Annotated in this window: 18 protein-coding genes and 9 tRNA genes; 3 read left to right on the top strand and 24 right to left on the bottom strand. The window is 39.7% G+C overall.

Going from position 1 to position 21781, the window contains the following annotated elements; genetic code table 11:
- The first annotated feature begins 211 nt into the window (after window positions 1–211).
- Entirely contained in the window at window positions 212–1171 is a 960-nt protein-coding gene (locus LS67_RS06845) for an SLAC1 anion channel family protein (RefSeq protein ID WP_034326261.1), read from the top strand.
- Window positions 1172–1888: 717 nt separating this feature from the next.
- Here the strand turns inward: LS67_RS06845 and LS67_RS09640 are convergent.
- The 20 genes from LS67_RS09640 to LS67_RS06750 all read right to left on the bottom strand — a co-directional run bounded on the left by LS67_RS09640 (window position 1889) and on the right by LS67_RS06750 (window position 19936).
- On the bottom strand, window positions 1889–2047 hold the full coding sequence (locus LS67_RS09640) for a hypothetical protein (protein WP_161594484.1): 159 nt from the start codon (window positions 2045–2047) through the stop codon (window positions 1889–1891).
- Window positions 2048–2280: 233 nt separating this feature from the next.
- Window positions 2281–2769 carry a c-type cytochrome gene (locus tag LS67_RS10195; RefSeq protein WP_081953908.1) on the bottom strand — a complete coding sequence of 163 codons (489 nt, stop codon included), beginning with the start codon at window positions 2767–2769 and terminating at the stop codon, window positions 2281–2283.
- A gap of 47 nt (window positions 2770–2816) precedes the next feature.
- A complete protein-coding gene (locus LS67_RS06835) occupies window positions 2817–3062 on the bottom strand; it encodes a hypothetical protein (RefSeq protein WP_034326262.1) in 246 nt (81 codons plus the stop codon).
- 2 nt (window positions 3063–3064) lie between these two features.
- Complete coding sequence (gene fusA / locus LS67_RS06830) at window positions 3065–5143, bottom strand: elongation factor G (RefSeq protein WP_034326264.1); 2079 nt, start codon at window positions 5141–5143, stop codon at window positions 3065–3067.
- Between the two features lie 15 nt (window positions 5144–5158).
- Complete coding sequence (gene rpsG, locus LS67_RS06825) at window positions 5159–5626, bottom strand: 30S ribosomal protein S7 (protein ID WP_034326266.1); 468 nt, start codon at window positions 5624–5626, stop codon at window positions 5159–5161.
- 15 nt (window positions 5627–5641) lie between these two features.
- Window positions 5642–6031: a 30S ribosomal protein S12 gene (gene rpsL / locus LS67_RS06820; protein WP_034326268.1), complete on the bottom strand. Its 390-nt coding sequence runs from the start codon at window positions 6029–6031 to the stop codon at window positions 5642–5644.
- A gap of 92 nt (window positions 6032–6123) precedes the next feature.
- Window positions 6124–14805: a DNA-directed RNA polymerase subunit beta/beta' gene (locus tag LS67_RS06815; RefSeq protein ID WP_034326269.1), complete on the bottom strand. Its 8682-nt coding sequence runs from the start codon at window positions 14803–14805 to the stop codon at window positions 6124–6126.
- A 154-nt stretch (window positions 14806–14959) separates the two neighbouring features.
- Window positions 14960–15337, bottom strand: a complete 378-nt coding sequence (gene rplL / locus LS67_RS06810; RefSeq protein ID WP_034326271.1) for a 50S ribosomal protein L7/L12 — start codon at window positions 15335–15337, stop codon at window positions 14960–14962.
- 20 nt (window positions 15338–15357) lie between these two features.
- Complete coding sequence (gene rplJ / locus LS67_RS06805; protein ID WP_034326272.1) at window positions 15358–15840, bottom strand: 50S ribosomal protein L10; 483 nt, start codon at window positions 15838–15840, stop codon at window positions 15358–15360.
- Between the two features lie 93 nt (window positions 15841–15933).
- Window positions 15934–16638 carry a 50S ribosomal protein L1 gene (gene rplA, locus LS67_RS06800; protein ID WP_034326274.1) on the bottom strand — a complete coding sequence of 235 codons (705 nt, stop codon included), beginning with the start codon at window positions 16636–16638 and terminating at the stop codon, window positions 15934–15936.
- Between the two features lie 14 nt (window positions 16639–16652).
- Window positions 16653–17078 carry a 50S ribosomal protein L11 gene (gene rplK, locus LS67_RS06795; RefSeq protein WP_034326276.1) on the bottom strand — a complete coding sequence of 142 codons (426 nt, stop codon included), beginning with the start codon at window positions 17076–17078 and terminating at the stop codon, window positions 16653–16655.
- A 27-nt stretch (window positions 17079–17105) separates the two neighbouring features.
- Entirely contained in the window at window positions 17106–17621 is a 516-nt protein-coding gene (gene nusG / locus LS67_RS06790) for a transcription termination/antitermination protein NusG (protein WP_034326277.1), read from the bottom strand.
- Window positions 17622–17643: 22 nt separating this feature from the next.
- The gene (gene secE / locus LS67_RS06785; RefSeq protein ID WP_034326310.1) at window positions 17644–17823 is read right to left on the bottom strand and encodes a preprotein translocase subunit SecE; all 180 of its coding nucleotides are present in this window, start codon (window positions 17821–17823) and stop codon (window positions 17644–17646) included.
- A 45-nt stretch (window positions 17824–17868) separates the two neighbouring features.
- Window positions 17869–17944 (bottom strand) — tRNA-Trp (locus LS67_RS06780).
- A 17-nt stretch (window positions 17945–17961) separates the two neighbouring features.
- The gene (gene rpmG, locus LS67_RS06775; RefSeq protein ID WP_034326279.1) at window positions 17962–18132 is read right to left on the bottom strand and encodes a 50S ribosomal protein L33; all 171 of its coding nucleotides are present in this window, start codon (window positions 18130–18132) and stop codon (window positions 17962–17964) included.
- A 12-nt stretch (window positions 18133–18144) separates the two neighbouring features.
- Entirely contained in the window at window positions 18145–19344 is a 1200-nt protein-coding gene (gene tuf, locus LS67_RS06770) for an elongation factor Tu (protein WP_034326281.1), read from the bottom strand.
- Window positions 19345–19426: 82 nt separating this feature from the next.
- Window positions 19427–19501: transfer RNA gene (locus tag LS67_RS06765), tRNA-Thr, on the bottom strand.
- A gap of 71 nt (window positions 19502–19572) precedes the next feature.
- Window positions 19573–19649 (bottom strand) — tRNA-Gly (locus LS67_RS06760).
- A gap of 72 nt (window positions 19650–19721) precedes the next feature.
- Window positions 19722–19806, bottom strand: a tRNA-Tyr gene (locus LS67_RS06755).
- Window positions 19807–19860: 54 nt separating this feature from the next.
- Window positions 19861–19936, bottom strand: a tRNA-Thr gene (locus tag LS67_RS06750).
- Between the two features lie 210 nt (window positions 19937–20146).
- Here LS67_RS06750 and LS67_RS06745 point away from each other — a divergent pair.
- Window positions 20147–20347 (top strand): hypothetical protein, encoded by a 201-nt coding sequence (locus tag LS67_RS06745; RefSeq protein ID WP_034326284.1) that lies wholly within the window; start codon window positions 20147–20149, stop codon window positions 20345–20347.
- 244 nt (window positions 20348–20591) lie between these two features.
- A complete protein-coding gene (locus tag LS67_RS06740) occupies window positions 20592–21071 on the top strand; it encodes a hypothetical protein (protein ID WP_052099834.1) in 480 nt (159 codons plus the stop codon).
- Window positions 21072–21111: 40 nt separating this feature from the next.
- Here LS67_RS06740 and LS67_RS06735 read toward each other — a convergent pair.
- From LS67_RS06735 to LS67_RS06720, 4 genes are all read right to left on the bottom strand, one after another.
- Window positions 21112–21199: transfer RNA gene (locus LS67_RS06735), tRNA-Ser, on the bottom strand.
- Window positions 21200–21249: 50 nt separating this feature from the next.
- Window positions 21250–21324, bottom strand: a tRNA-Cys gene (locus LS67_RS06730).
- A gap of 19 nt (window positions 21325–21343) precedes the next feature.
- Window positions 21344–21431, bottom strand: a tRNA-Leu gene (locus tag LS67_RS06725).
- Window positions 21432–21533: 102 nt separating this feature from the next.
- A tRNA-Gly gene (locus LS67_RS06720) sits at window positions 21534–21608 on the bottom strand.
- Between the last annotated feature and the right edge of the window lie 173 nt (window positions 21609–21781).

The following is a 21781-nucleotide window of genomic DNA, read 5'->3' as shown; positions in this document are numbered from 1 at the left end:
GTATAGAGAAAAGTAACATTTTTCTATCTTTTAGGTAGAGAAATAGGGAGGTTGTAGGAAGTGTTTTAAAGTATTTGATTTATGCTTGAAAATGTGTATAAATTTGTATGTTTAGATAAGGAAGCTTAAAAAACATAACAAAAAGGGATATAATTGCACTCAACACATTGGTGTATTCCACATAAGCCCTTGGGGCAAGAAAGAGTTGCAAATGGAAGAGGATTCACAATCTAAATTAAAATATTTTCCTGTTATGATGTTTGCCATTACAATGGGCTTTGGTGGGCTTACGATTGACTATAAAAAGGCAGTGGAGGTTTTGGCGTTTCCACCTGTTTTATATCAAATTCTCTCTATGGTTGTCGCCACTTTGGCGTGTGTAATTTTTGGATTCTATCTTTTGAAACTTTTGAAATATCCACGCGTGGTTTTGGGTGAATTTTCTCACCCTGTTAAGCTCAATTTCTTTGCAACAATCTCAATGTCTATCCTGCTCTTCTCTAGCATATTCCACGAAATTACAAATGTTTCTTTTGCTCTTTTTACCATTGGAGCTATTTTTCAAATTTTTATCGCTTTTTATGCAATTACCTATTGGCTCAATAGAGATATTGAGTTCTCACATTCCAATCCCGCGTGGTTTGTCCCTGTCGTAGGCAATCTGCTTGTGCCAACCACGGGGGCGGATTTTGTGAGCCACCCTATCCTTATGTTTTTCTTTTCTTTGGGAATTTTCTTTTGGATTGTCCTCACTGCTGTGCTGTTTAACCGCATTATTTTTCACGGAATGCTTGCGCAAAAATTCTTGCCGACATTAGCAATTTTCATCGCGCCTCCGGCAATTGCGATGACGAGCTATCTTAGAATTAACGGCGATGATTTTGACTATATTGCCGAGTTTTTGCTAAATGTCGCCATTATTTTTGCCATTATTCTTTTTGCTCTTGCGCGAAATTTTTATAAAATTAAGTTTTTTATCTCGTGGTGGGCTTTCACTTTCCCCTTTGCCGCACTCACTCTTGCACTGCTCGTGGCATATGAAAAGACCCAATTTACACCCTATTATTTTCTAAGCTTTTTCTCACTCGTGCTGACAAGCTGTATTATCGCATTTGTAGGGATTAAAACTATTCAGGTGATTATGCGTGATGAGCTTTGCAAGGAGGAGTAAGGCTTTATTGTATTAAATGTAAAATCTGCAATTTTCACATTGTTTATTTGATTATCCTGCATTTTGTGTCCTAGCCGCGCAAGACTCTAATCTTGCTTATACCAGATTTTAAAGTACAGAAACAGATATGTCGCTTAAAATGCTATCAAAATGCCTCGTAAAACTTGATATGATACAAACACAAAGGATTTCTAAGTCCATAATCCAAAATGGCGATAATTCATACTAAACTATCAAGGGGATTTGTATGTCAAGCAAATGCAAAAACCCACAAAACAAATCAATGTCTTTTATCTTAAGCAACAAAGAATGACCAAGCCTTGAAATATTAGAATCTCTTGCAATAGGCGAAATTCTTAAGAGTGTGATGAGGGCGTATAAAGCCACCCTCGCCAAAAAACTACCGCAAATTAATCATAATTCCTTAAGCCCAACAACCTTGCATAGTCAATAAATGTAGCGATATTATAGCCATTTTGTGAGTTTTCAAACCTTACCACTGCACTTTGTGCGTTACTTGCATCTTATTCTAGCAATCTCTTGTTATGCTGGCTTAGATTTTATCCGTGCTTGCAAAAGCTATTGCCACATCTGCCAAAATAGAGCTTGGGTATCCAATTCTTTTCTAAAAATTCTTATTTTAGGGCTTTTGCTTTCATCTCATCAAACTTCATCATCGTTCTTAAATCTTACAGAATCTTTCTCGCTTCTTGTATTTTATTCTTTGGTATCTTTTAAAGAAACTTTATTTGAAAATTTTTCAAATAAAGCAGCGTAAGATATATCACTCTCTTGTTCCAATAGATAAAAATACTCTTGCAATGCTTTTAACCCCCCCCCAGCCACATTCATATAGCCCATCTGTGTGTATCTCATATTTTATACTTTTGCTAGATTTTCCTAGCAAATCAAAGGACGATACATAGAGGATTTATTTTTTAAGTGGCACAAATCTCCTAACTCTTGTGCTACTTTGTCATTTAAAATCTCTTAAGTCCTCTTGTATTGTAAATTTACAGGTTTATTATTACACAAAAGAAAGTGTTTGAAGTGCAAATTCCATTCAACACAAAGATTCTAAAGAATGTCTGGGGGGTGCATTAAGTCGCCTAAAAGGCGTCAATATACTCCGCCAAAGCCTCAATATCCGCATCACTTAGATTCTTTGCCTGCATATACATTATCACGGAATTGCCACCTCTACTAAGCGTTCTTGAACGAAAACCTTTGAGTGATTCAACCACTTGAGTTTTATTCATTGAAGCAATAAGCACGCCACCGACACTACCGGGTGCAACACTCTTGCCGTCTTTACCGTGGCAAGCCGCACATCTCGCATATAGTGTCGCCGCATCCAGTGCGGTAGCCTCCTGCACCTCTTCACCTGTGCTAGATTCAGTAGATGTTTCTGCACTCTGTAAATCTTGCGGGATAGTAACCTCTACGCGTGTGTCATCGTCTAAAGATGGTTGCTCACTATCTAGTGAAGCTTGGCTACTAGATTGAAAATCTCGTGTTTCTTTGCTCTCTTGGTTTTTCTCATTAGAACAAGCACAAAATAGCACAAAAACAACACAGAAAAGAAGAGTTTTATACATAATACATCCTTTTGTTTCCTCTCGCACTTTACGAGAGGAAAATCAAATTATTGAGCTGTTTCTTCTTTTGAAGCTTCCTCATCTTTTGCTTCTTCTGTAGATTCTGTAGTAGCTTTACCTACTTCTTCCGTAACTTCTGCTTTATCGTCTTTTGCCTCTTCCACAGGAACAACAACTTCTACTTCCTCTATAACTTCAACAGGAGCTGGAGACTCATCTTTTGCCGCGTCATCTTTGTTTCCACACGCTACAAGAACCAAACCCAAACCTAGAACAAAAATCAGCTTTTTCATCATTAACCCTTTCTCTTTTCGATAATTTCTTTGGCAACATTACTTGGCACTTCACCATAGTGGTCAAATTCCATTGTATATGTGCCTCTACCCTGTGTAGCTGAACGCAAGTCAGTAGAATATCCAAACATTTCAGCTAAGGGAACAAAAGCATTCACAATTTTCAAGCCCATACGGTCGTCCATTGAGTTGATTTGCCCTCGCCTTCTGTTTAAATCTCCTATGACATCGCCCATATACTCTTCAGGGACCTCCACCTCAACCTTCATCATAGGCTCTAATAGCACTGCGTTTGCCTTACGGCAAGCGTCTTTAAATGCCATAGAGCCGGCAATTTTAAACGCCATTTCAGATGAATCCACATCATGATAGCTTCCATCATAAAGTGTTATTTTAAAATCCACTACGGGATATCCTGCAAGCACACCATTTTGCATTGCTTCTTGAATACCCTTATCAACAGCTGGAATATATTCTTTTGGAATAACTCCACCACTAATATTATTCACAAATTCATAGCCTGTGCCTGCTTCTTTTGGCTCAAGCCTAATATGCACGTGCCCATACTGCCCACGCCCACCTGATTGCTTAGCGTATTTACATTCTTGCTCAACTGCAGTGCGAATTGTCTCTCTAAAGGCAACTTGTGGCTCACCCACCTCTGCTTCTACTTTAAACTCACGTTTTAATCTATCAACAATAATTTCTAAGTGAAGCTCGCCCATACCGCCAATAAGCGTTTGTCCTGTCTCTTCGTGTGTGCTTACTCTAAAACTCGGGTCTTCTTCAGCAAGTTTGCCAAGTGCGATAGACATTTTTTCTTGGTCAGCCTTTGTCTTTGGCTCTACGGCAATTTGAATCACAGGCTCTGGGAAATCCATACGTTCTAAAATCACAGGCACTTTTTCATCACAAAGTGTGTCGCCTGTAACCGTGTCTTTCAAACCTACAAATGCACAAATCTCGCCTGCATAGATTTCTTTAATATCCTCACGTTTATTAGAGTGCATTTTTAAAAGTCGTCCTACACGTTCTTTCTTGCCTTTTGTTGAATTAAGCACATAACTACCAGATTCTAATTTACCCCGATATGCACGCACAAAAGTGAGTTGCCCCACAAATGGGTCAGTCATAATCTTAAATGCTAACCCTGCGAATGCACCATCATCGCTAGATTCTACGCTTAGTTCAGATTCATTTTTGGGATCAATGCCTTTAATCTCTGCTACTTCAGTAGGAGCAGGTAAATAATCCACCACAGCATCTAAAAGTGTTTGCACTCCTTTATTCTTAAAACTTGAACCACAAAGCATAGGGATAAGACTCATATTTAAACAACCAATTTTTATGCCTTTTTTAATATCTTCAATGCTCAATTCTTCGCCGCCAAGATATTTTTCCATTAAAGCCTCATCTTGTTCTGCTGCAGCTTCAAGTAATTTTTCTCGGTATTCATTAGCTTTTTCAACTAATTCGGCTGGAATCTCCTCTACATCATATTTTGCTCCCATTGATTCATCATTCCATACAATGGCTTTCATTTGCACCAAATCAATCACACCTTTGAAATTCTCTTCTGCACCAATGGGAATGTTAATGGGCACAGGATTAGCTTTTAAACGTTGCTTAATTTGACTTTCAACACTATAAAAATTTGCACCGATTCTATCCATTTTATTGACAAAAACCATACGAGGCACACCATATTTATTCGCTTGTCTCCACACGGTTTCACTTTGAGGTTGCACACCTCCCACAGAACAAAATACAGCAATAGCTCCATCAAGCACGCGCATAGAACGTTCCACTTCAATGGTAAAATCAACGTGTCCGGGTGTATCAATAAGATTGATTTGATAATCTCGCCAAAAACAAGTTGTAGTAGCAGAGGTAATGGTAATCCCGCGCTCTTTTTCCTGCTCCATCCAATCCATAGTTGCCGCACCATCATGCACTTCACCAATCTTATGACTCACACCTGTATAAAATAAAATTCGCTCTGAAGTTGTTGTTTTACCTGCGTCAATATGAGCAGCAATACCAATATTTCTAATTCTTGCTAAAGGGGTTTTTCTTGCCATTCTAGTTCCTTTATGCTACCAACGATAATGTGCAAAAGCTTTGTTTGCTTCAGCCATTTTATGCACATCTTCTTTTTTCTTAAAAGCCGCTCCTCGCTCATTCGCAGCATCTACGAGCTCACTCGCCAAACGCTCTACCATTGTGCGTTCATTTCTCTTGCGTGTAGCCTCAAGTAACCAACGAATAGATAGAGACTGCTGACGCGCTGGGCGCACTTCAACAGGTACTTGATAAGTCGCTCCACCTACACGGCGACTTCTTACCTCTACAAGAGGTTTAACACGTTCAAGGGCTTTTTCAAATACCTCTATACCTTTTTCACCGCTTTTTTCCTCAATTTTATCAAAAGCAGCATAGATAATTCTCTCGCTCACGCTTTTTTTGCCATCAAGCATCATTTTATTAATGAATTTTGTTACTACCTTATTGTTATAAATCGGGTCCCCTAGAATCTCTCTTGTTGGAGCTTTTCGCCTTCTCATTATCCTCTCCTTAAATTACTTTTTATCGCCACTAGCTTTGGCTTTTTTTGCACCATACTTACTACGCGAAACGCTTCTTTTCGCAACACCTGCAGTATCTAATGCACCACGAATAATATGATATTTTACCCCCGGCAAGTCTTTCACACGACCGCCCCTTACAAGCACTATGGAATGTTCTTGGAGATTATGCCCTTCACCCGGAATATAACTAATCACTTCCACTTTAGAAGTAAGTTTTACTTTAGCGACTTTTCTTAATGCCGAATTTGGCTTCTTAGGTGTCGTAGTATAAACACGTGTGCATACTCCTCTCCTTTGTGGGCATTCTAGTAATGCTGGAGATTTCGTCTTACGGATAACTTTCTTTCTCTCTTTCCTAATTAACTGATTTATGGTTGGCACTGACATTTCCTTTTTGTGTGAATTTGAAAATAAAAAATGCGGGATTTTACCCAACAAAAACTTTTATTTCTCTTAGAAAATAAACAAATTGCCTATTCTTCCTCGAGTTCGCCCTCATCTTGCTCATCATATCTATATGATAGCCTCTTGTTCTTATACAAACCTGTTCCTACTGGTATCATACGCCCAAGCACGACATTTTCTTTAAGGTCATCAAGTGTATCTCTCTTGGCAGCAATACTTGCCTCTGTGAGCACCTTTGTCGTTTCTTGGAAACTTGCGGCCGAAATAATAGAATCACTTCCAATAGCCGCACGAGTAATACCAAGTAGCACGGGTTCAGCCACTGCAGGTTCTCCACCAATACTCAAGATCCTCTCATTTTCCTCTCTAAAGTGTCGCTTACTTACCAAGTCTCCCTCAATGAATTTTGTATTGCCACTATCAACGATTTTAACTTGTCGCAACATTTGGGAAACAATAATTTCAATATGTTTATCAGCAATGCTCACACCTTGTCGGCGATAGACTTGTTGTACTTCACTTACAATATGCTTATGAAGCTCTTTTTCGCCACTGATGCGTAAAATATCATGACTTGAAATGATACCATCAGTCATAGCCTCTCCAGCGTGAATAAACTCTTGCTCATGGACTAGAATCTTTTTATTTTTATCCACCGCATATTCAGCTACCCTGCCATCTTCTGAAGTAATGATAATACGCTCCTTACCTCGTATAGGCTTACCAAAGCTCACGGTTCCATCAATCTCTGATAGAATGGCTGTATCTTTTGGCTTTCTCGCCTCAAATAGCTCGGTAACGCGCGGGAGACCGCCAGTAATGTCTTTTGATTTTGCCAACGCCTTAGGCACTTTAGCAATAACATCCGCCACTTCAACCTTATCGCCATCATCGACCGCGATAGATGTGCGAGATTCTAAGCGATAAGATATTTCCTTACCATCTTTTGTCGTAATCACAAGCATAGGCTTATAACCTGCTGGCACATAGTCATTAATCACAAGATTCTTTTGATGTGTGTTTTCATCCTCTTGTTCGCTCACAGTGAGACCAGCGATAATATCCCTAAAGGATACAACTCCCGCTTGGTCTGCAATAATTGGCTCACTATATGCATCCCATTCCGCAATCACAATTTGCTCACTTGATATTGGCTCAGATATGAGTGTATTGATATCCACTTCACTATTATCATCAACTAGAATCTTCGAAGTGCGTGCGATATAGTGGCGGATAGCCTCTCTATCGTTTGAATCTGCAATTACTGCAAACATACCCTTTTCACTCACCACCATACTAGCTTTAACATCGTGGTTCCGCTCGAGCGTATCAGCATGCAAGGTATAGAATTTCACAATGCCCTTTTCCTTAGCTGTAATTCTTTGGGAAATAGGTGCATTATCCTCTACCTTAAGCACACTCCCATAAGGTATGCGAGCAGGCACATTCCAATTATCCACAATCGTATCTACGACGCTTCCACCAGCCTTGACCTTATATCCACTCTCATGAGGCACAAGAATCTTACCTTCAATCTTCCCTGCCACACCGGCAAGTTCATTTTGCTTAGCAACTTCATCTTTACGCACACGATAAGTAACGGACTGCTTTTTGTCACCCACAATCGTAATATGCACCTCATCATGCACATTTTCTACTTGCACTTCTCCATCAAACGCTGCCTTAATGCGTGGCGTAACAACCAAAATTGCGGCATTTCTACGATTTGCCACAATCTTTTGCCCCTCTTTATTCGTATAAGTGCGGATATTGTGATAGCGTATAAAGCCTTCTTTTTTAGCAATAATTTGCTTCTCTTCTGTGCTTCTACTTGCTGTACCACCCACGTGAAATGTTCGCAGTGTAAGCTGTGTGCCCGGCTCACCAATACTTTGTGCAGCAAGTACACCTACAGCTTCACCCGGTTTTACCATTTGAGATTCGCCAAGATTCAATCCGTAGCATTTAGCACATACGCCCTTAGTTGCCTTACAAGTTACAGGAGTGCGTATCATTACAGACTTGACATTGGCTTCTTTGATGCGTCTTGCCATAGCTGCATCAATTAACACTCCCTCACTCAATAGAATCTCATTCGCAATAGGATCAATAATATCACGCGCCAATACGCGCCCAATTACACGTTCTTCAAGTGGTTCAATCATATCGCTCCCCACCGTTATATCCGTAATTTCTACACCCTCGTGTGTGCCACAATCCTCGATTGTAACTTTCATATTTTGGCTTACATCAATAAGCTTTCTTGTGAGATACCCAGCATTTGCAGTTTTAAGTGCAGTATCGGCTAGACCCTTTCTCGCGCCGTGCGTAGAATTAAAATATTCCAGCACATTTAAGCCCTCTTTAAAGTTTGAAGTGATAGGCGTTTCAATAATCGTGCCATCAGGTTTTGCCATAAGTCCTCTCATCGCGGAAAGCTGACGAATTTGTGCCTCGCTTCCTCTCGCTCCAGAATCCGCCATCATATAGATAGAATTAAAGCCATCTTTGTCGGTTTTGACTTTTTCCATCATTAATTTACCCATTTTCTCGCTTGTCTCCGTCCAAATGTCAATACTCTTATTGTATCGCTCTTGTGCAGTAAGGAGTCCCTGCTCAAACTGGCTTTGAATTTTCTTAATCTCCTCTTTTGCATCATCAATCATAGAAATCTTATCGTGAGGGATAATAATATCTGCTGCTGAAATAGAAATACCCGCTTTTGTTGCGTATTTAAATCCAAGATTTTTAAGATTATCAAGGAAAGTCGCTGTAATGCCTAAGCCCCCCTCTTTATAGACATAGTCAATCAAAGCCCCTATGTCCTTCTTCTTCATTATCTTGTTCCACAAATTGAGTTGCACGAAATCAGGTAAAATTGAGCGCAAAATCATACGTCCCGCAGTCGTATCAATCACTCTGCGTTCATACACAGTCTTAATACGTGCATTAATATCAAGCTCACCCATTTCAATCGCCATAATGATTTCATCAATACTTGCAAAGATTTTATGCTCGCCTTTGACACCCTTTTTCTCTAACGAGAGATAATACAAGCCCAAGACCATATCTTGACTCGGCACTGCTACAGCCTTTCCACTTGCTGGGAGTAAGATGTTCATTGAGCTAAGCATAAGAATCTTGCATTCTGCAATCGCTTCTTGTGAAAGAGGCACATGCACCGCCATTTGATCACCATCAAAGTCGGCATTAAAAGCTGAACATACAAGCGGGTGCAACTGAATCGCCTTACCATCAATGAGTTTAGGATGAAATGCCTGAATGGATTGTTTATGCAAAGTCGGTGCACGGTTGAGTAACACAGGGTAACCATGCACAATTTCTTGCAAACATTCCCAAACTTCATTTGTCTTTTGATTTACCATTTTTACAGCTTGCTTCAATGTAGTCGCATAACCTTTTTCTTCAAGTTTGGCAAACAAATGTGGCTTAAACAGCTCTAGTGCCATATTTTTAGGCAATCCACATTCGTCCATTTTAAGATTTGGTCCCACGACAATAACGCTTCGCCCAGAGAAATCCACACGCTTACCGAGTAAATTCTGCCTAAATCTACCTTGCTTACCTTTGATGATTTCAGACAATGATTTAAGTGGTCGCTTATTCGCGCCCTTAACCGCATTTGCATTTCTACCATTATCAAAAAGCGCATCAACAGATTCTTGCAGCATTCTTTTCTCATTACGTACAATAATTTCTGGTGAATCAAGCTCCATAAGTCGCTTTAAGCGTTGGTTGCGATTAATCACCCGACGATACAAGTCATTCACATCGCTCACCGCAAATTTTCCGCCATCAAGTGCCACCAAAGGACGCAAATCAGGTGGAAGCACTGGCAAAATAGTAAGCATCATCCACTCTGGGCGATTGCCAGAGTTAATAAAGCTCTCTACAACCTTCAAACGCTTAACAATCGTCTTTTTCTTTGCTTCTGAATTTGTGGAGCGAATCTCCTTGCGCAAAGATTCTAAAAGCATCACCAAATCAAGCTCTTCAAGCAATTCCTTAATCGCCTCCCCACCCATTTGTGCTACAAAGCCGGTATGCTCAAAGCGTTGATTGATACTTTGATACTGCTCTTCATTTAGCACATCATATTTCAGAATAGGTTTTGAGCCTTCATTATCATAGAATGCCTCACCGGGTGATTTAACAATATATGCTTCATAATACAACACGCGTTCTAAATCCTTCATCTTCACGCCTAATAATGTCCCTATACGACTAGGCAATGAGCTTACATACCAAATATGTGCCACAGGCGCGACAAGTTCAATATGCCCCATACGAGAACGGCGCACTTTTGCTTTTGTAACTTCAACACCACATTTTTCACATACGATACCCTTATAGCGCATTTTTTTATACTTGCCACACAAACATTCATAATCACGCACTGGACCAAAAATTTTAGTGCAGAACAATCCATCGCGCTCAGGTTTTAAAGTGCGATAATTAATTGTTTCAGGTTTTTTTACTTCTCCATTACTCCAAGAGAGAATCTTTTCTGGGCTTGCCAATACAAGTTGGAAAGATTTGAAATCTTTTGGTCTATCATCTTCCTTAATAACAATAGGCACCGATATGCCATTTTCGTCTTTATCATCACCAAAGATATTCACATCAAGCGCAAGAGACTGCAATTCTTTTGTAAGAACATAAAAGGTCTCTGGGATCTCACTCTCTCCAACATGCTCACCCTTTGTAATCGCCTTATACGCAGCTTTTCGCCCCTCTGTATCATCAGATTTAATCGTAAGCATTTCTTTGAGCGTATGAGCCGCGCCGTGAGCCTCCAAAGCCCACACTTCCATTTCTCCAAAACGCTGCCCACCAAAGAGTGCCTTTCCTCCAACAGGCTGTTGTGTAACTAAAGAGTAAGGTCCTGTGCTTCGTGCATGGACTTTTTCATCAACCAAATGATGAAGTTTGAGCATATACATATAGCCCACATTCACGCGCTCACGTATCTTTTCGCCCGTCTTGCCATCATAAAGCTCTGTTTTGCCATCTGTATCAATTTTTGCCAAAGTAAAAAGTTTATCAAACTGCTCTTGCTTAATACCCTCAAACACTGGAATAGCAAACTTAACGCCATTGCTCCAATCTTTGGCGTAATTAATCAAGCTTTCATCATCTATTCTCTTAAGAAAATCAACCATTGTTTTATCATCGACATTCACAACCTGCGCGACTTCCATCATCTTTGTGCGCAAGGTATCAACCCATTGCTTTGTTTGAGAGGCAAAAATATCATTAATTTGCTTACCTAGATTCTTCCCAACAAGCCCCAAATGCACTTCTAGAATCTGCCCGATATTCATACGACTAGGCACACCAAGAGGATTTAACACAATATCCACAGGCTCACCATCGGCGGTATAGGGCATATCCACCATAGGCACGATATTTGAGACGATACCTTTATTTCCGTGCCGTCCTGCCATTTTATCACCCACTTTGAGTTTGCGCTTTGTAGCGATATAGATTTTTACAAGCTTCACAACACCGCTTGGCAAAATATCATCTTTCTCTAGGATAGAAAGCTTTTCTTCGTGCTCCTCGCCCAATGTTTTCTTTTGCTCTAAGAAATTTGTTTTAATCTGCTCGTAACGTACCTGCACATCTTTAGAGTAACTCTTAAGAAGGGTGCTTAGCATAAATGGATTGAAGTTACTGAGCTCTTCTTTTGGAATCTGCACACCTTTTTTAAACACCTTATCAGCTACCTTTGCATCACTCGCGAGTTTTTCTTTAGATAGCATAGCGGCGATTCGCAAAGACTCTTCTTGTTGAATCATCGTCAAACGGTCGTGGTGCTCGACATCAAGCACACTCTTTTCCTCATCGTGTGCACTCATCGCACGAGCATCTTTTTCATAACCTTTTTTAGTGAAGATTTTTACATCAACCACAGTTCCTTCAAGCGAAGGTGGGCAATAAAGAGATTTATTTACCACGTGTCCAGCTTTTTCTCCAAAAATCGCACGCAAAAGTCGCTCTTCTGGTGTTGGCTTTACCTCACCTTTTGGAGAAACTTTCCCTACAAGTATCATACCCGCGCTTACATAAGTCCCTATACGCACAATACCACTTTCATCAAGGTGCGCGGTTTCTGTCTCTTTGGTGCCGGGAATATCGGCAGTAATCTCCTCAATGCCGTGCTTAAGCTCCCTTGCCTCGATTTCTTTCTCATAAATATGAATTGACGTAAAAGCGTCCTCTTTGATGAGCTTTTCACTCACGACAATCGCGTCCTCAAAGTTATATCCATTCCACGGCATAAACGCTACGCGGATATTTTTACCTAATGCAAGCTCGCCATTATCCATACTTGGACCATCAGCGATGATTTGCCCCTCCTCTACTTTATTCCCCACACGCACAATGGGCTGTTGCGAGAAGCAAGTATTTTGATTTGTGCGGAGATTCTTGCCGAGATGATAATGATCAATATACGCGCCGTTGCCATCCTCGCCCAAAATGTAGATATTTTTAGAATCTACTCTCTCCACAACACCTCCGCGAGTTGCCTTGACCGCCTCCCAAGAATCTCGAGCAACAATCTGCTCTATACCCGTCCCAACTACCGGCGCATCTGGCTTAAACAAAGGCACAGCTTGACGTTGCATATTTGAACCCATAAGAGCGCGGTTAGCGTCATCGTGCTCTAAGAATGGAATCAAAGAGGCTGCCACACCCACAAGCATACGAGGGCTTAAATCAATAAGCTGGACTTTTGATTTCTCACTCAAAATAATCTCGCCGTCCTTTCTAGTCTCAATCAATTCCTCAACAATGTGCCCGTTCTTATCTACCTCTGTGCTTGCTGGAGCAATTACTATGCCCTCCTCTTGTGCGGCAGTGAGATAGACGATTTCATTGCTCACAACACCATTTTCCACTTTCTTATAAGGTGCCTCAATGAATCCCAAATCATTCACGCGCGTATAAGTTGAAAGCGTATTGATAAGCCCGATATTTTGCCCTTCTGGCGTTTCAATAGGGCAGATTCTACCATAATGTGTAGGATGCACATCTCTTGCCTCAAAACCTACTCTGTCTTTTACGAGCCCACCTTCACCAAGCGCAGAAAGACGACGCTTATGTGTAACTTCAGACAAAGGATTGGTCTGGTCCATAAATTGCGAGAGTTGCCCGCTGGTAAAAAACTCCATAATCGTGCTTGTAATCATCTTACCATTAACTAAGTCGTGAGGCATAATCGTATCAAAGGTGCCACTCAGCGAAGTAAGCTTATCACGGATAGCCTTTTGCATTTTCACAAGTCCTGTATGAAGTTCATTTGCCAAAAGCTCCCCAATAGAGCGGATTCTACGATTTCCCAAGTGATCTCTATCGTCAATTTTACCCAAGCCATTTTTGACTTTTAAAAGATATTGAATCGTCTTGATAATATCCTCGTGGGTAAGCACAGTAACATAATCAGGGACATTAATTTGAAGTTTATGATTCATTTTCATACGACCAACACGTGTTAAATCATAACGTTCCGAATCAAAGAAAAGCTGTCGCACAAAGCTCTTAGCCACTTCTTTTGTTACAGGCTCACCCGGGCGCATTACCTTGTAGATTCTAATTGCGGCAAGCTCATTTTCATCATCAATTTTCTCATTTTGGCGGAGCATTTTAAGTGACTCCGCATCGGCAATGAAAGAATTAATAATTGAATTATCCACTCCAGCCGCGCTATCATTGGCAACCACAAATTCATTAATCTTAAGATCACACAGCTTTTTGAGTTTACTCTCATCAAGCTGTGTGAGTGTATCAAAAATCACCTCACCTTGTGCATTCACAATCGGTTGAGCCAAAAACTTATTTGTAAGATTCGCAACAGGATATTCGATTAGATCAATCTTCGCCTCTTTGAGTTCTTTGATTTTTTTTGCAGAAAGTCGCTTACCTGAAACAACTAAAAGATTACCCTTAGCGTCCTTAATGTCAAATTCCGCACGATTGCCAATACTATCTACATCAAATGGAATAAGATACTTTCCTCCCTTATATTTGACATTCTGTAAAGGATAGAAAATCTTAATAATATCTTGTTTGCTGTATCCCATAGCACGCAAAATAATCGTAACGGGCACTTTTCTGCGTTTATTGATACGTGCATATAACACATCTTTAGAATCATACTCAAAATACAGCCACGAACCCCTATCAGGGATAATCTGTCCAGTATAAATGAGCTTATTTGATGATGTGTTTGACTCTTCTTCTTTAAAAATCACACCCGGACTTCTATGAAGCTGATTTACTACCACGCGCTCCACACCATTAATAATAAAGCTTGTCCTATCCGTCATAAGTGGAATATCACGCACAAAGATGTTTTGCTCTTTCACATCTTTTACACCAAGCCTTTCGCCTGTTTTTTCATCCTTTTCCCACAGCACAAGGCGAATTTTAATCTGCAATGAAATGGCATAGGTTACACCGCGCACCATTGCTTCGTTTGTTGTATATTTTGGCTTGCCAAATTTGCAACCTGCATATTCAAGTGTAATGCGGTTTTGATTATCCTGTATAGGAAAAACGGACTTGAAAACTCGCTCAATGCCAGATTCCTTCTCACCACTAATGCAAAGAAAATCATCATAACTATTCCTTTGAAGCGACAAAAGATTAGGAACATCAATGCTTTGAGGATTTTTTGTAAAGTCAGCTCGGAGTCTATTTTTAAGTTTTATATTATGTGCCATAAGTCGTATCCTTCTTTGGGGGTTAAAACGAGCAAAATACTCTAAAAAAACCTAACGAAATTATAAAGTATTTTTACAATATTCCATAAATGCAAAAAGCCAAACCTTAGCAACTAAGATTTGGCGATTTATAAAAAGCAGAGAATGTCAAAAATTATTTGATTTCGACCTTTGCTCCTGCATCTTCAAGCTTCTTTTTGAAGTTTTGTGCATCTTCTTTGCTCACACCCTCTTTGAGTGTGCTTGGAGTTTGTTCTGTAGCATCTTTTGCTTCTTTCAAACCTAAACCTGTGATTTCGCGCACTGCTTTAATCACATTGATTTTATTCGCACCTGCATCGACAAGTATAACATTAAACTCGGTTTGCTCTTCAGCTGCTGTTGCACCTACACCACCCGCTGCTGCACCTGCCACAACGGTTGGCGCAGCACTCACGCCAAACTTTTCTTCAAAAGCCTTTACAAGCTCTGAAAGCTCCAACACAGAAAGATTCCCAATATACTCTAATACTTCCTCTTTAGAAATTGCCATTTTACACTCCTTTTATTGTGTTAATTTTCTTCTTTTTGCTTTCTCAAATTATCAAGCCCTGTAACAAAGTAGCGAGCTGGTGCAGTCCATACAGAAAGCAACATACCAATAAGCTCTTCTCTACTTGGTAGCTTGGAAACAGACACGATGTGTTTGCTATCGACTATCTCTCCATCAAACACGCCAAATTTTAGAGCAAAGTGCTCACTATGAGCGTCTGCAAATTTGCAAACAATCTTGGACAAAATGATTTGATCATCTGCCCAAAGAAAGATATTTGTGTCCTTTAACTCTAAATCAGGATACTGCGCTTTCTTAATTGCAATACTTGCTAGAGTGTTTTTAATCACTTGCACTTTAATGTTTGCAGCCCTTGAAGCACATCTCAACTCTTCAATTTGGCTTACTCGTAAACCCTTATAATCACATACAATAAAGGCTGAAGCCTGTTTAAATTCAGAACCCAAATGCTCAACAATCCGAATCTTATCTTGCTTAGTCATTTTTCCTCCTTTCAGCCCAAAACCTCACCTAGGGTAGTTTTTAAGCCTAAGCCCCCAAGTTCTTTGGTCTAAGATAAATGTGATACGCAAAGTTTATTTCATATCCATAAGTTCTTGCGAATCTAGCTTGATAGCTGGACTCATAGTCAAAGACAGAGAACTACTACGGATATACTTGCCCTTTGCTGAAGTTGGTTTTAGCTTATTGATTGCTCTCACAAGCTCAAGCATATTGTCTCGTATCTTATCTTCAGCAAAAGAAACCTTACCAATAGGCGCGTGGATAATACCCTTCTTATCCACTCTAAAATTCACCTGCCCACTTTTAGCATTAGAAACTGCTTTGGCTACATCCATTGTAACTGTGCCTGTTTTTGGGTTTGGCATTAAACCCTTTGGTCCCAAGATTCTACCAACTTTACCTACAAGAGCCATCATATCGGGCGTAGCAATAACAATATCAAAATTAATATTGCCATTTTTTATTTCATCTGCTAAATCATCAGCTCCAACCACATCTGCTCCAGCATTTTTTGCTTCATCTGCTTTCACACCCTTTGCGAACACAGCTACACGCACCTTTTTGCCTGTCCCGTGTGGTAAAACAACCGCACCGCGTATCATTTGATCAGCGTGTCTAGGATCAACCCCTAGACGTAATGCTACCTCAACCGTCTCATCAAATTTAGCAGAAGCTAAAGATTTAACCGCGCTTACGCCACTTTGCACATCATATATTTTTTGAGAATCCACCTTTGCTTGTAACGCTTGTAGTCTCTTTGCAATCTTCTTAGCCATAAACAACTCCGTTTCTAATCTTGGATTTCAATACCCATACTTCTTGCACTTCCCGCGACAATTAACTTCGCAGCTTCAATGCTAGAAGCGTTAAGGTCTTCCATTTTGGTTTGGGCAATCTCTTCAAGTTGTTTTCTTGTCAATTTCCCAACTTTATTTTTGAGAGGGTTATCAGAGCCTTTTGTAATTTTAGCTGCCTTTTTGATAAGATCAGTTACAGGAGGCTTTTTTGTGATAAAAGTAAAGCTTTTATCTTGGTAAATAGTAATCACAACAGGAATATTGAAATCACCCATATCCTTTGTTTTCTCATTAAACGCCTTACAAAATTCCATAATATTCACACCTCTTTGACCCAATGCTGGACCTACAGGAGGAGATGGATTTGCCTTCCCTGCTGGAATTTGTAATTTCAACTCACCAACAACTTTTTTACCCATTGCGTATTCCTTCCTTTACTAACAAATTTAAATAATCTTTTCCACTTGTGAATATAAAATTTCAACAGGAGTATTGCGTCCAAAAATAGAAACATTCAGCTTAAGCTTTTTATGCTCTAAATCATACTCTTCCACCGTGCCTGTAAAATTCACAAAAGGACCATCAATAATGCGCACAACCTCGCCGTGTTCAAAAGAAATTTTCGGTTTTGGCGCACTAGGATTCCTCACTTTTTCTAGAATCTTAGCAATATCAGCTTCGCTCAAAGGTGTGGGCTTTTTGCTCTCGCCAATAAAACGTCCAACTCTCGGCAAAGATTGAATCATATGCCAAAGCTTTGTATCCAAATCCACTTGGATAAATACATAGCCCGGATAGAGGCTTCTATCTACAATCTTTTTCTTTGCTTCAATAATAGACTCGGTAGGCACAACAACTTCACCGAATCTATCTTGCATCTGGTTTTCTTTAATAAGATTGCGGATTGCTTCACCTACTGACCTCTCACTACCAGAATACGTTTGTATAGCATACCACTCCAAGTGTCACCTCTCCACAACAATATTATAAAACTATCGATACAGAATGAAACAAAATCCAATCCGCTAATGCTAAAAATAAAGTAATTACACTTACTACAATCAACACAGAGACAAACGCATTTCGAATCTGCTCTTTCGTAGGAAATATAACTTTTGAACGTTCTTCATTCGCACTTTGAAAATAGGTTTTTATCTTTTTTATCATTTGCATCTCTTTCTTTTTTCACTACAGACTACCAAATCTCCGTGGCAGGCCAGGAGGGACTCGAACCCCCAACATTCGGTTTTGGAGACCGACGCTCTACCATTGGAGCTACTGACCTATAAGTTAGGCAAAAGCCTAACTTTTAAGCTTCACTTCCTTATGAATGGTATGTTTATTCAAACGAGGACAAAACTTTTTGAGCTCCAGTTTTTCTGTATTTGTCTTTGTGTTTTTAGTGGTGCTATAGTTAATATCACCACATTCTGCACACTTCAACCCTATCTTAATAGTGCTTCCCTTTGCCATGCCAAGCCTCTATTATTCTATGATTTTGGTTACAACACCTGAACCAACCGTTCTACCACCTTCACGAATTGCAAAACGAGTCCCATCTTCAAGTGCTACAGGTGCGATAAGCTCCACTGTGATTTTTACATTATCACCAGGCATAACCATTTCTACACCGCTTGGGAGCTCAATAGAACCGGTAACATCAGTTGTTCGCACATAGAATTGTGGGCGGTATCCCTTAAAGAATGGTGTATGGCGTCCGCCCTCCTCTTTTGAAAGCACATAAATCTCGCCCTCAAATTTCTTATGTGGAGTAATTGAGCCGGGCTTACAAAGAACCATACCTCTTTCTACTTCTTCTTTTTTTGTTCCTCGCAACAAAATACCGACATTATCTCCTGCCTCACCTTTATCAAGCTCTTTTCTAAACATTTCAACGCCTGTAACTGTTGTTTTTTGAGTGTCGCGGATTCCTACGATTTCTACTTCATCGCCTACTTGCACAACACCTCTTTCTACTCTTCCTGTTACAACCGTTCCACGACCAGCGATTGAGAATACATCTTCTACAGGCATAAGGAATGTTTTTTCAGTATCACGTTGTGGAGTTGGAATATATTTATCAACTTCTTCCATTAATTTTAATACTTTTTCACCCCATTCACCTACATTACCTGCTTTTGCTTCTTCAAGCGCTTTGAGAGCAGAACCTGCAATGATAGGAGTATCATCTCCAGGGAAATCATATTGACTAAGCAATTCACGCACTTCCATTTCCACAAGCTCAAGCAATTCAGCATCATCAACCATATCTTGTTTATTTAAAAATACAACGATGTAATGCACACCTACTTGGCGAGACAACAAGATATGCTCACGTGTTTGTGGCATAGGACCATCTGCGGCAGAAACAACAAGAATTGCTCCGTCCATTTGAGCTGCACCTGTAATCATATTTTTAACATAGTCAGCGTGTCCGGGGCAATCCACGTGCGCGTAGTGGCGATTTTCTGTCTCATATTCAATATGAGAAGTCGCGATAGTAATACCTCTTTCCTTTTCCTCTGGCGCGTTATCAATGTTATCATAGTCTTTCAATTCTGCAAGACCTTTAGTTGCCAACACAGCAGAAATAGCTGCACTCAAAGTTGTTTTACCATGATCAACATGCCCGATTGTTCCCACATTTACGTGAGGTTTGTTTTTCACAAACTTTTCTTTTGCCATTTTGTATCTCCTAACTTTAAGATTTAATTTTAGAATCTTTCAAAATCCATAGAAAACCAAAAAGATTCTACATATAGAAAACTGGAGCCCATAAGCGGGATTGAACCGCCGACCTCTTCCTTACCAAGGAAGTGCTCTGCCGCTGAGCTATATGGGCATATTAATGTAATACTTTAATGGGATAATCTTAACTTATTAGTAAGCAAAGTGAAGATTCAGCTCCCAGTATGGAGCGGGAAACGGGGCTCGAACCCGCGACCCTCAGCTTGGAAGGCTGATGCTCTAGCCAACTGAGCTATTCCCGCAAACTTACAAAAAAATTATTTCAGCTACCACCTCACCGCAATTCTTATAATCTCACACATAATTTTGCAAAGTGGTGGTGAGTCGTGGATTCGAACCACGGAAGTCGGAGACAGCAGATTTACAGTCTGCCCTCGTTGGCCACTTGAGTAACTCACCAAAAATAATCAAAAACTGGTCAAACACTGAAAGCGATACCGCTAGAGTGTAAAATGGAGCTGGTTAAGGGACTTGAACCCCCGACCCTCTGCTTACAAGGCAGATGCTCTACCAACTGAGCTAAACCAGCATTATAGATAAAAAAGTTGCAATTATATAGATTTCATCTTGCTTTGTCAAGAGAAAACCCTCTAAAACTTGCCTTTCTCATTTTATTTCACATTTTTTGCATCATCATAACTTTTTATTTTTGCTTTTTTTGCTTTGCATTAAAGTTTAAGCATTCGCATTAAATTTAGATAATATTATGAATCTATAAATCTCAAAAAGGCTCATAACAATGAATGATTTGTTTTCTCTTATTGAAATTGTTGGAATGTTTGCCCTACTTTTTACTTTTCCATCATTTCTCATCAATATCTTCTTATTGCTCATTCCGAATTTTAAAAATATTATCAACTCATCGTTTATTTATGGTGGATTTGCTGGCATAGCAGTGGGTGGAATGATTGGCTTAACTCTAATTTATATCCCCGCGTGAAATTATTGATGTTGATTTTTTAAGAATCTATGCAATAGGCTTTGTGAGCTCCCTATGGATTCTTATCCCACATATATTAATATTTTTGTTAAATAAAAGGCAAAAAAAATTAAATGCTGACTCTCTTTTTAGTGGGGCTTGTTTATTATACTCTATTGAAATTTTAGCTGCATTTGCACTCTTAAACTTTTCCATCAAGTGAATGTTTGGCTACAATTACGCAAATTATAAACAAAGGAGATTAATGGGAAATTTGGTTTTTTTAGCTTATGTAATTATTTTTTTAAGTATTGTAGGCACAATTAGTATAATAGCAATGTGCATTACATTATTTTATGCACATAGAATCAGAAAACATATAAATAGATATTTTTTTACTTTTGCTTATGCTAGTTTAACAGGGTGTATGATAGGTAGCGTAATTGGGGTAGGTATAGTGATCGGATTGGAAATGATTGATGTGCTAATGCTAAAAGCAAAAGCTGCTATGGTAATGTTAGAAGATTTGAGATTCTCTATTCCTTTTATATCTTTAGTAAGCATTATTTGTGCTGCTCCGACCTTTATTATCTTATCTCTTATTATCTATCGTAAAAATACTCATTCTGCCATAATGCCCTCCTCTAAAAAACAAGTCTTCACTTTTGGGTTTTTATCTTTTAGTATTTTGAGTTTTCTAATATGGTTTGCTTCAATGCTAACAATGGATGTTATCTTTAATTAAATGAAGTAAATTACATTGATTTTTAATTTTGTGGAAATAGTGGCCGGGAGAGAGGGATTCGAACCCCCGGAGGTGTTACCCTCAACGGTTTTCAAGACCGCCGCTTTCAACCACTCAGCCATCTCCCGAATCTGTGAAAAAAAGAAGTATATAGAATCTAAAATCCAAAGTCTATTTTTGGAGGCGACACCCAGATTCGAACTGGGGAATCAAGGCTTTGCAGGCCCATGCCTTACCACTTGGCTATGTCGCCACACTTTTTCAAGTATGGGTGGTGCCCGAGACCGGACTTGAACCGGTACAGACGCAATGTCCGAGGGATTTTAAGTCCCTTGTGTCTACCAATTTCACCACCCGGGCTTCACTCGCAAATCAAACAAAAATAAAGCCCTTAAAAAACATCAAAAAGCTTTAAAAATGATTGTGTGTAGTCGAAAGCTTAAAGTATAAAAATCTAAAAAATGGAGCGGGAGACGGGGATCGAACCCGCGGCCCCAACCTTGGCAAGGTTGTGCTCTACCACTGAGCTACTCCCGCACAGACTTTTAAGGTGGTAATTCTACCAACGCTTTATTAAAAAATCAAGGGCAAAAGTCAAAAACATAGCAAAAAGTTATTATTTTACTATATAATTCCCGCCACATAAGAGTGGTGGTGATATGCAAAAGCCCTAATCTCGCCCAAAACTCACAAATTTTTGGGTAGTGTGA

It is taken from the genome of Helicobacter sp. MIT 03-1616 (genome assembly GCF_000765685.2).
Classification (GTDB): domain Bacteria; phylum Campylobacterota; class Campylobacteria; order Campylobacterales; family Helicobacteraceae; genus Helicobacter_C; species Helicobacter_C typhlonius.
This window is presented reverse-complemented; position numbering and strand designations above follow the sequence as displayed.

Bases quoted from the DNA above. Each gene is read 5' to 3' on its own strand.
- LS67_RS06845 (WP_034326261.1), top strand. From the start codon at position 212: ATGGAAGAGGATTCACAATCTAAATTAAAATATTTTCCTGTTATGATG.
- LS67_RS09640 (WP_161594484.1), bottom strand. From the start codon at position 2,047: ATGAGATACACACAGATGGGCTATATGAATGTGGCTGGGGGGGGGTTA.
- LS67_RS10195 (WP_081953908.1), bottom strand. From the start codon at position 2,769: ATGTATAAAACTCTTCTTTTCTGTGTTGTTTTTGTGCTATTTTGTGCT.
- LS67_RS06835 (WP_034326262.1), bottom strand. From the start codon at position 3,062: ATGAAAAAGCTGATTTTTGTTCTAGGTTTGGGTTTGGTTCTTGTAGCG.
- fusA (WP_034326264.1), bottom strand. From the start codon at position 5,143: ATGGCAAGAAAAACCCCTTTAGCAAGAATTAGAAATATTGGTATTGCT.
- rpsG (WP_034326266.1), bottom strand. From the start codon at position 5,626: ATGAGAAGGCGAAAAGCTCCAACAAGAGAGATTCTAGGGGACCCGATT.
- LS67_RS06815 (WP_034326269.1), bottom strand. From the start codon at position 14,805: ATGGCACATAATATAAAACTTAAAAATAGACTCCGAGCTGACTTTACA.
- rplL (WP_034326271.1), bottom strand. From the start codon at position 15,337: ATGGCAATTTCTAAAGAGGAAGTATTAGAGTATATTGGGAATCTTTCT.
- rplJ (WP_034326272.1), bottom strand. From the start codon at position 15,840: ATGACTAAGCAAGATAAGATTCGGATTGTTGAGCATTTGGGTTCTGAA.
- rplA (WP_034326274.1), bottom strand. From the start codon at position 16,638: ATGGCTAAGAAGATTGCAAAGAGACTACAAGCGTTACAAGCAAAGGTG.
- rplK (WP_034326276.1), bottom strand. From the start codon at position 17,078: ATGGGTAAAAAAGTTGTTGGTGAGTTGAAATTACAAATTCCAGCAGGG.
- rpmG (WP_034326279.1), bottom strand. From the start codon at position 18,132: ATGGCAAAGGGAAGCACTATTAAGATAGGGTTGAAGTGTGCAGAATGT.
- tuf (WP_034326281.1), bottom strand. From the start codon at position 19,344: ATGGCAAAAGAAAAGTTTGTGAAAAACAAACCTCACGTAAATGTGGGA.
- LS67_RS06745 (WP_034326284.1), top strand. From the start codon at position 20,147: ATGAATGATTTGTTTTCTCTTATTGAAATTGTTGGAATGTTTGCCCTA.
- LS67_RS06740 (WP_052099834.1), top strand. From the start codon at position 20,592: ATGGGAAATTTGGTTTTTTTAGCTTATGTAATTATTTTTTTAAGTATT.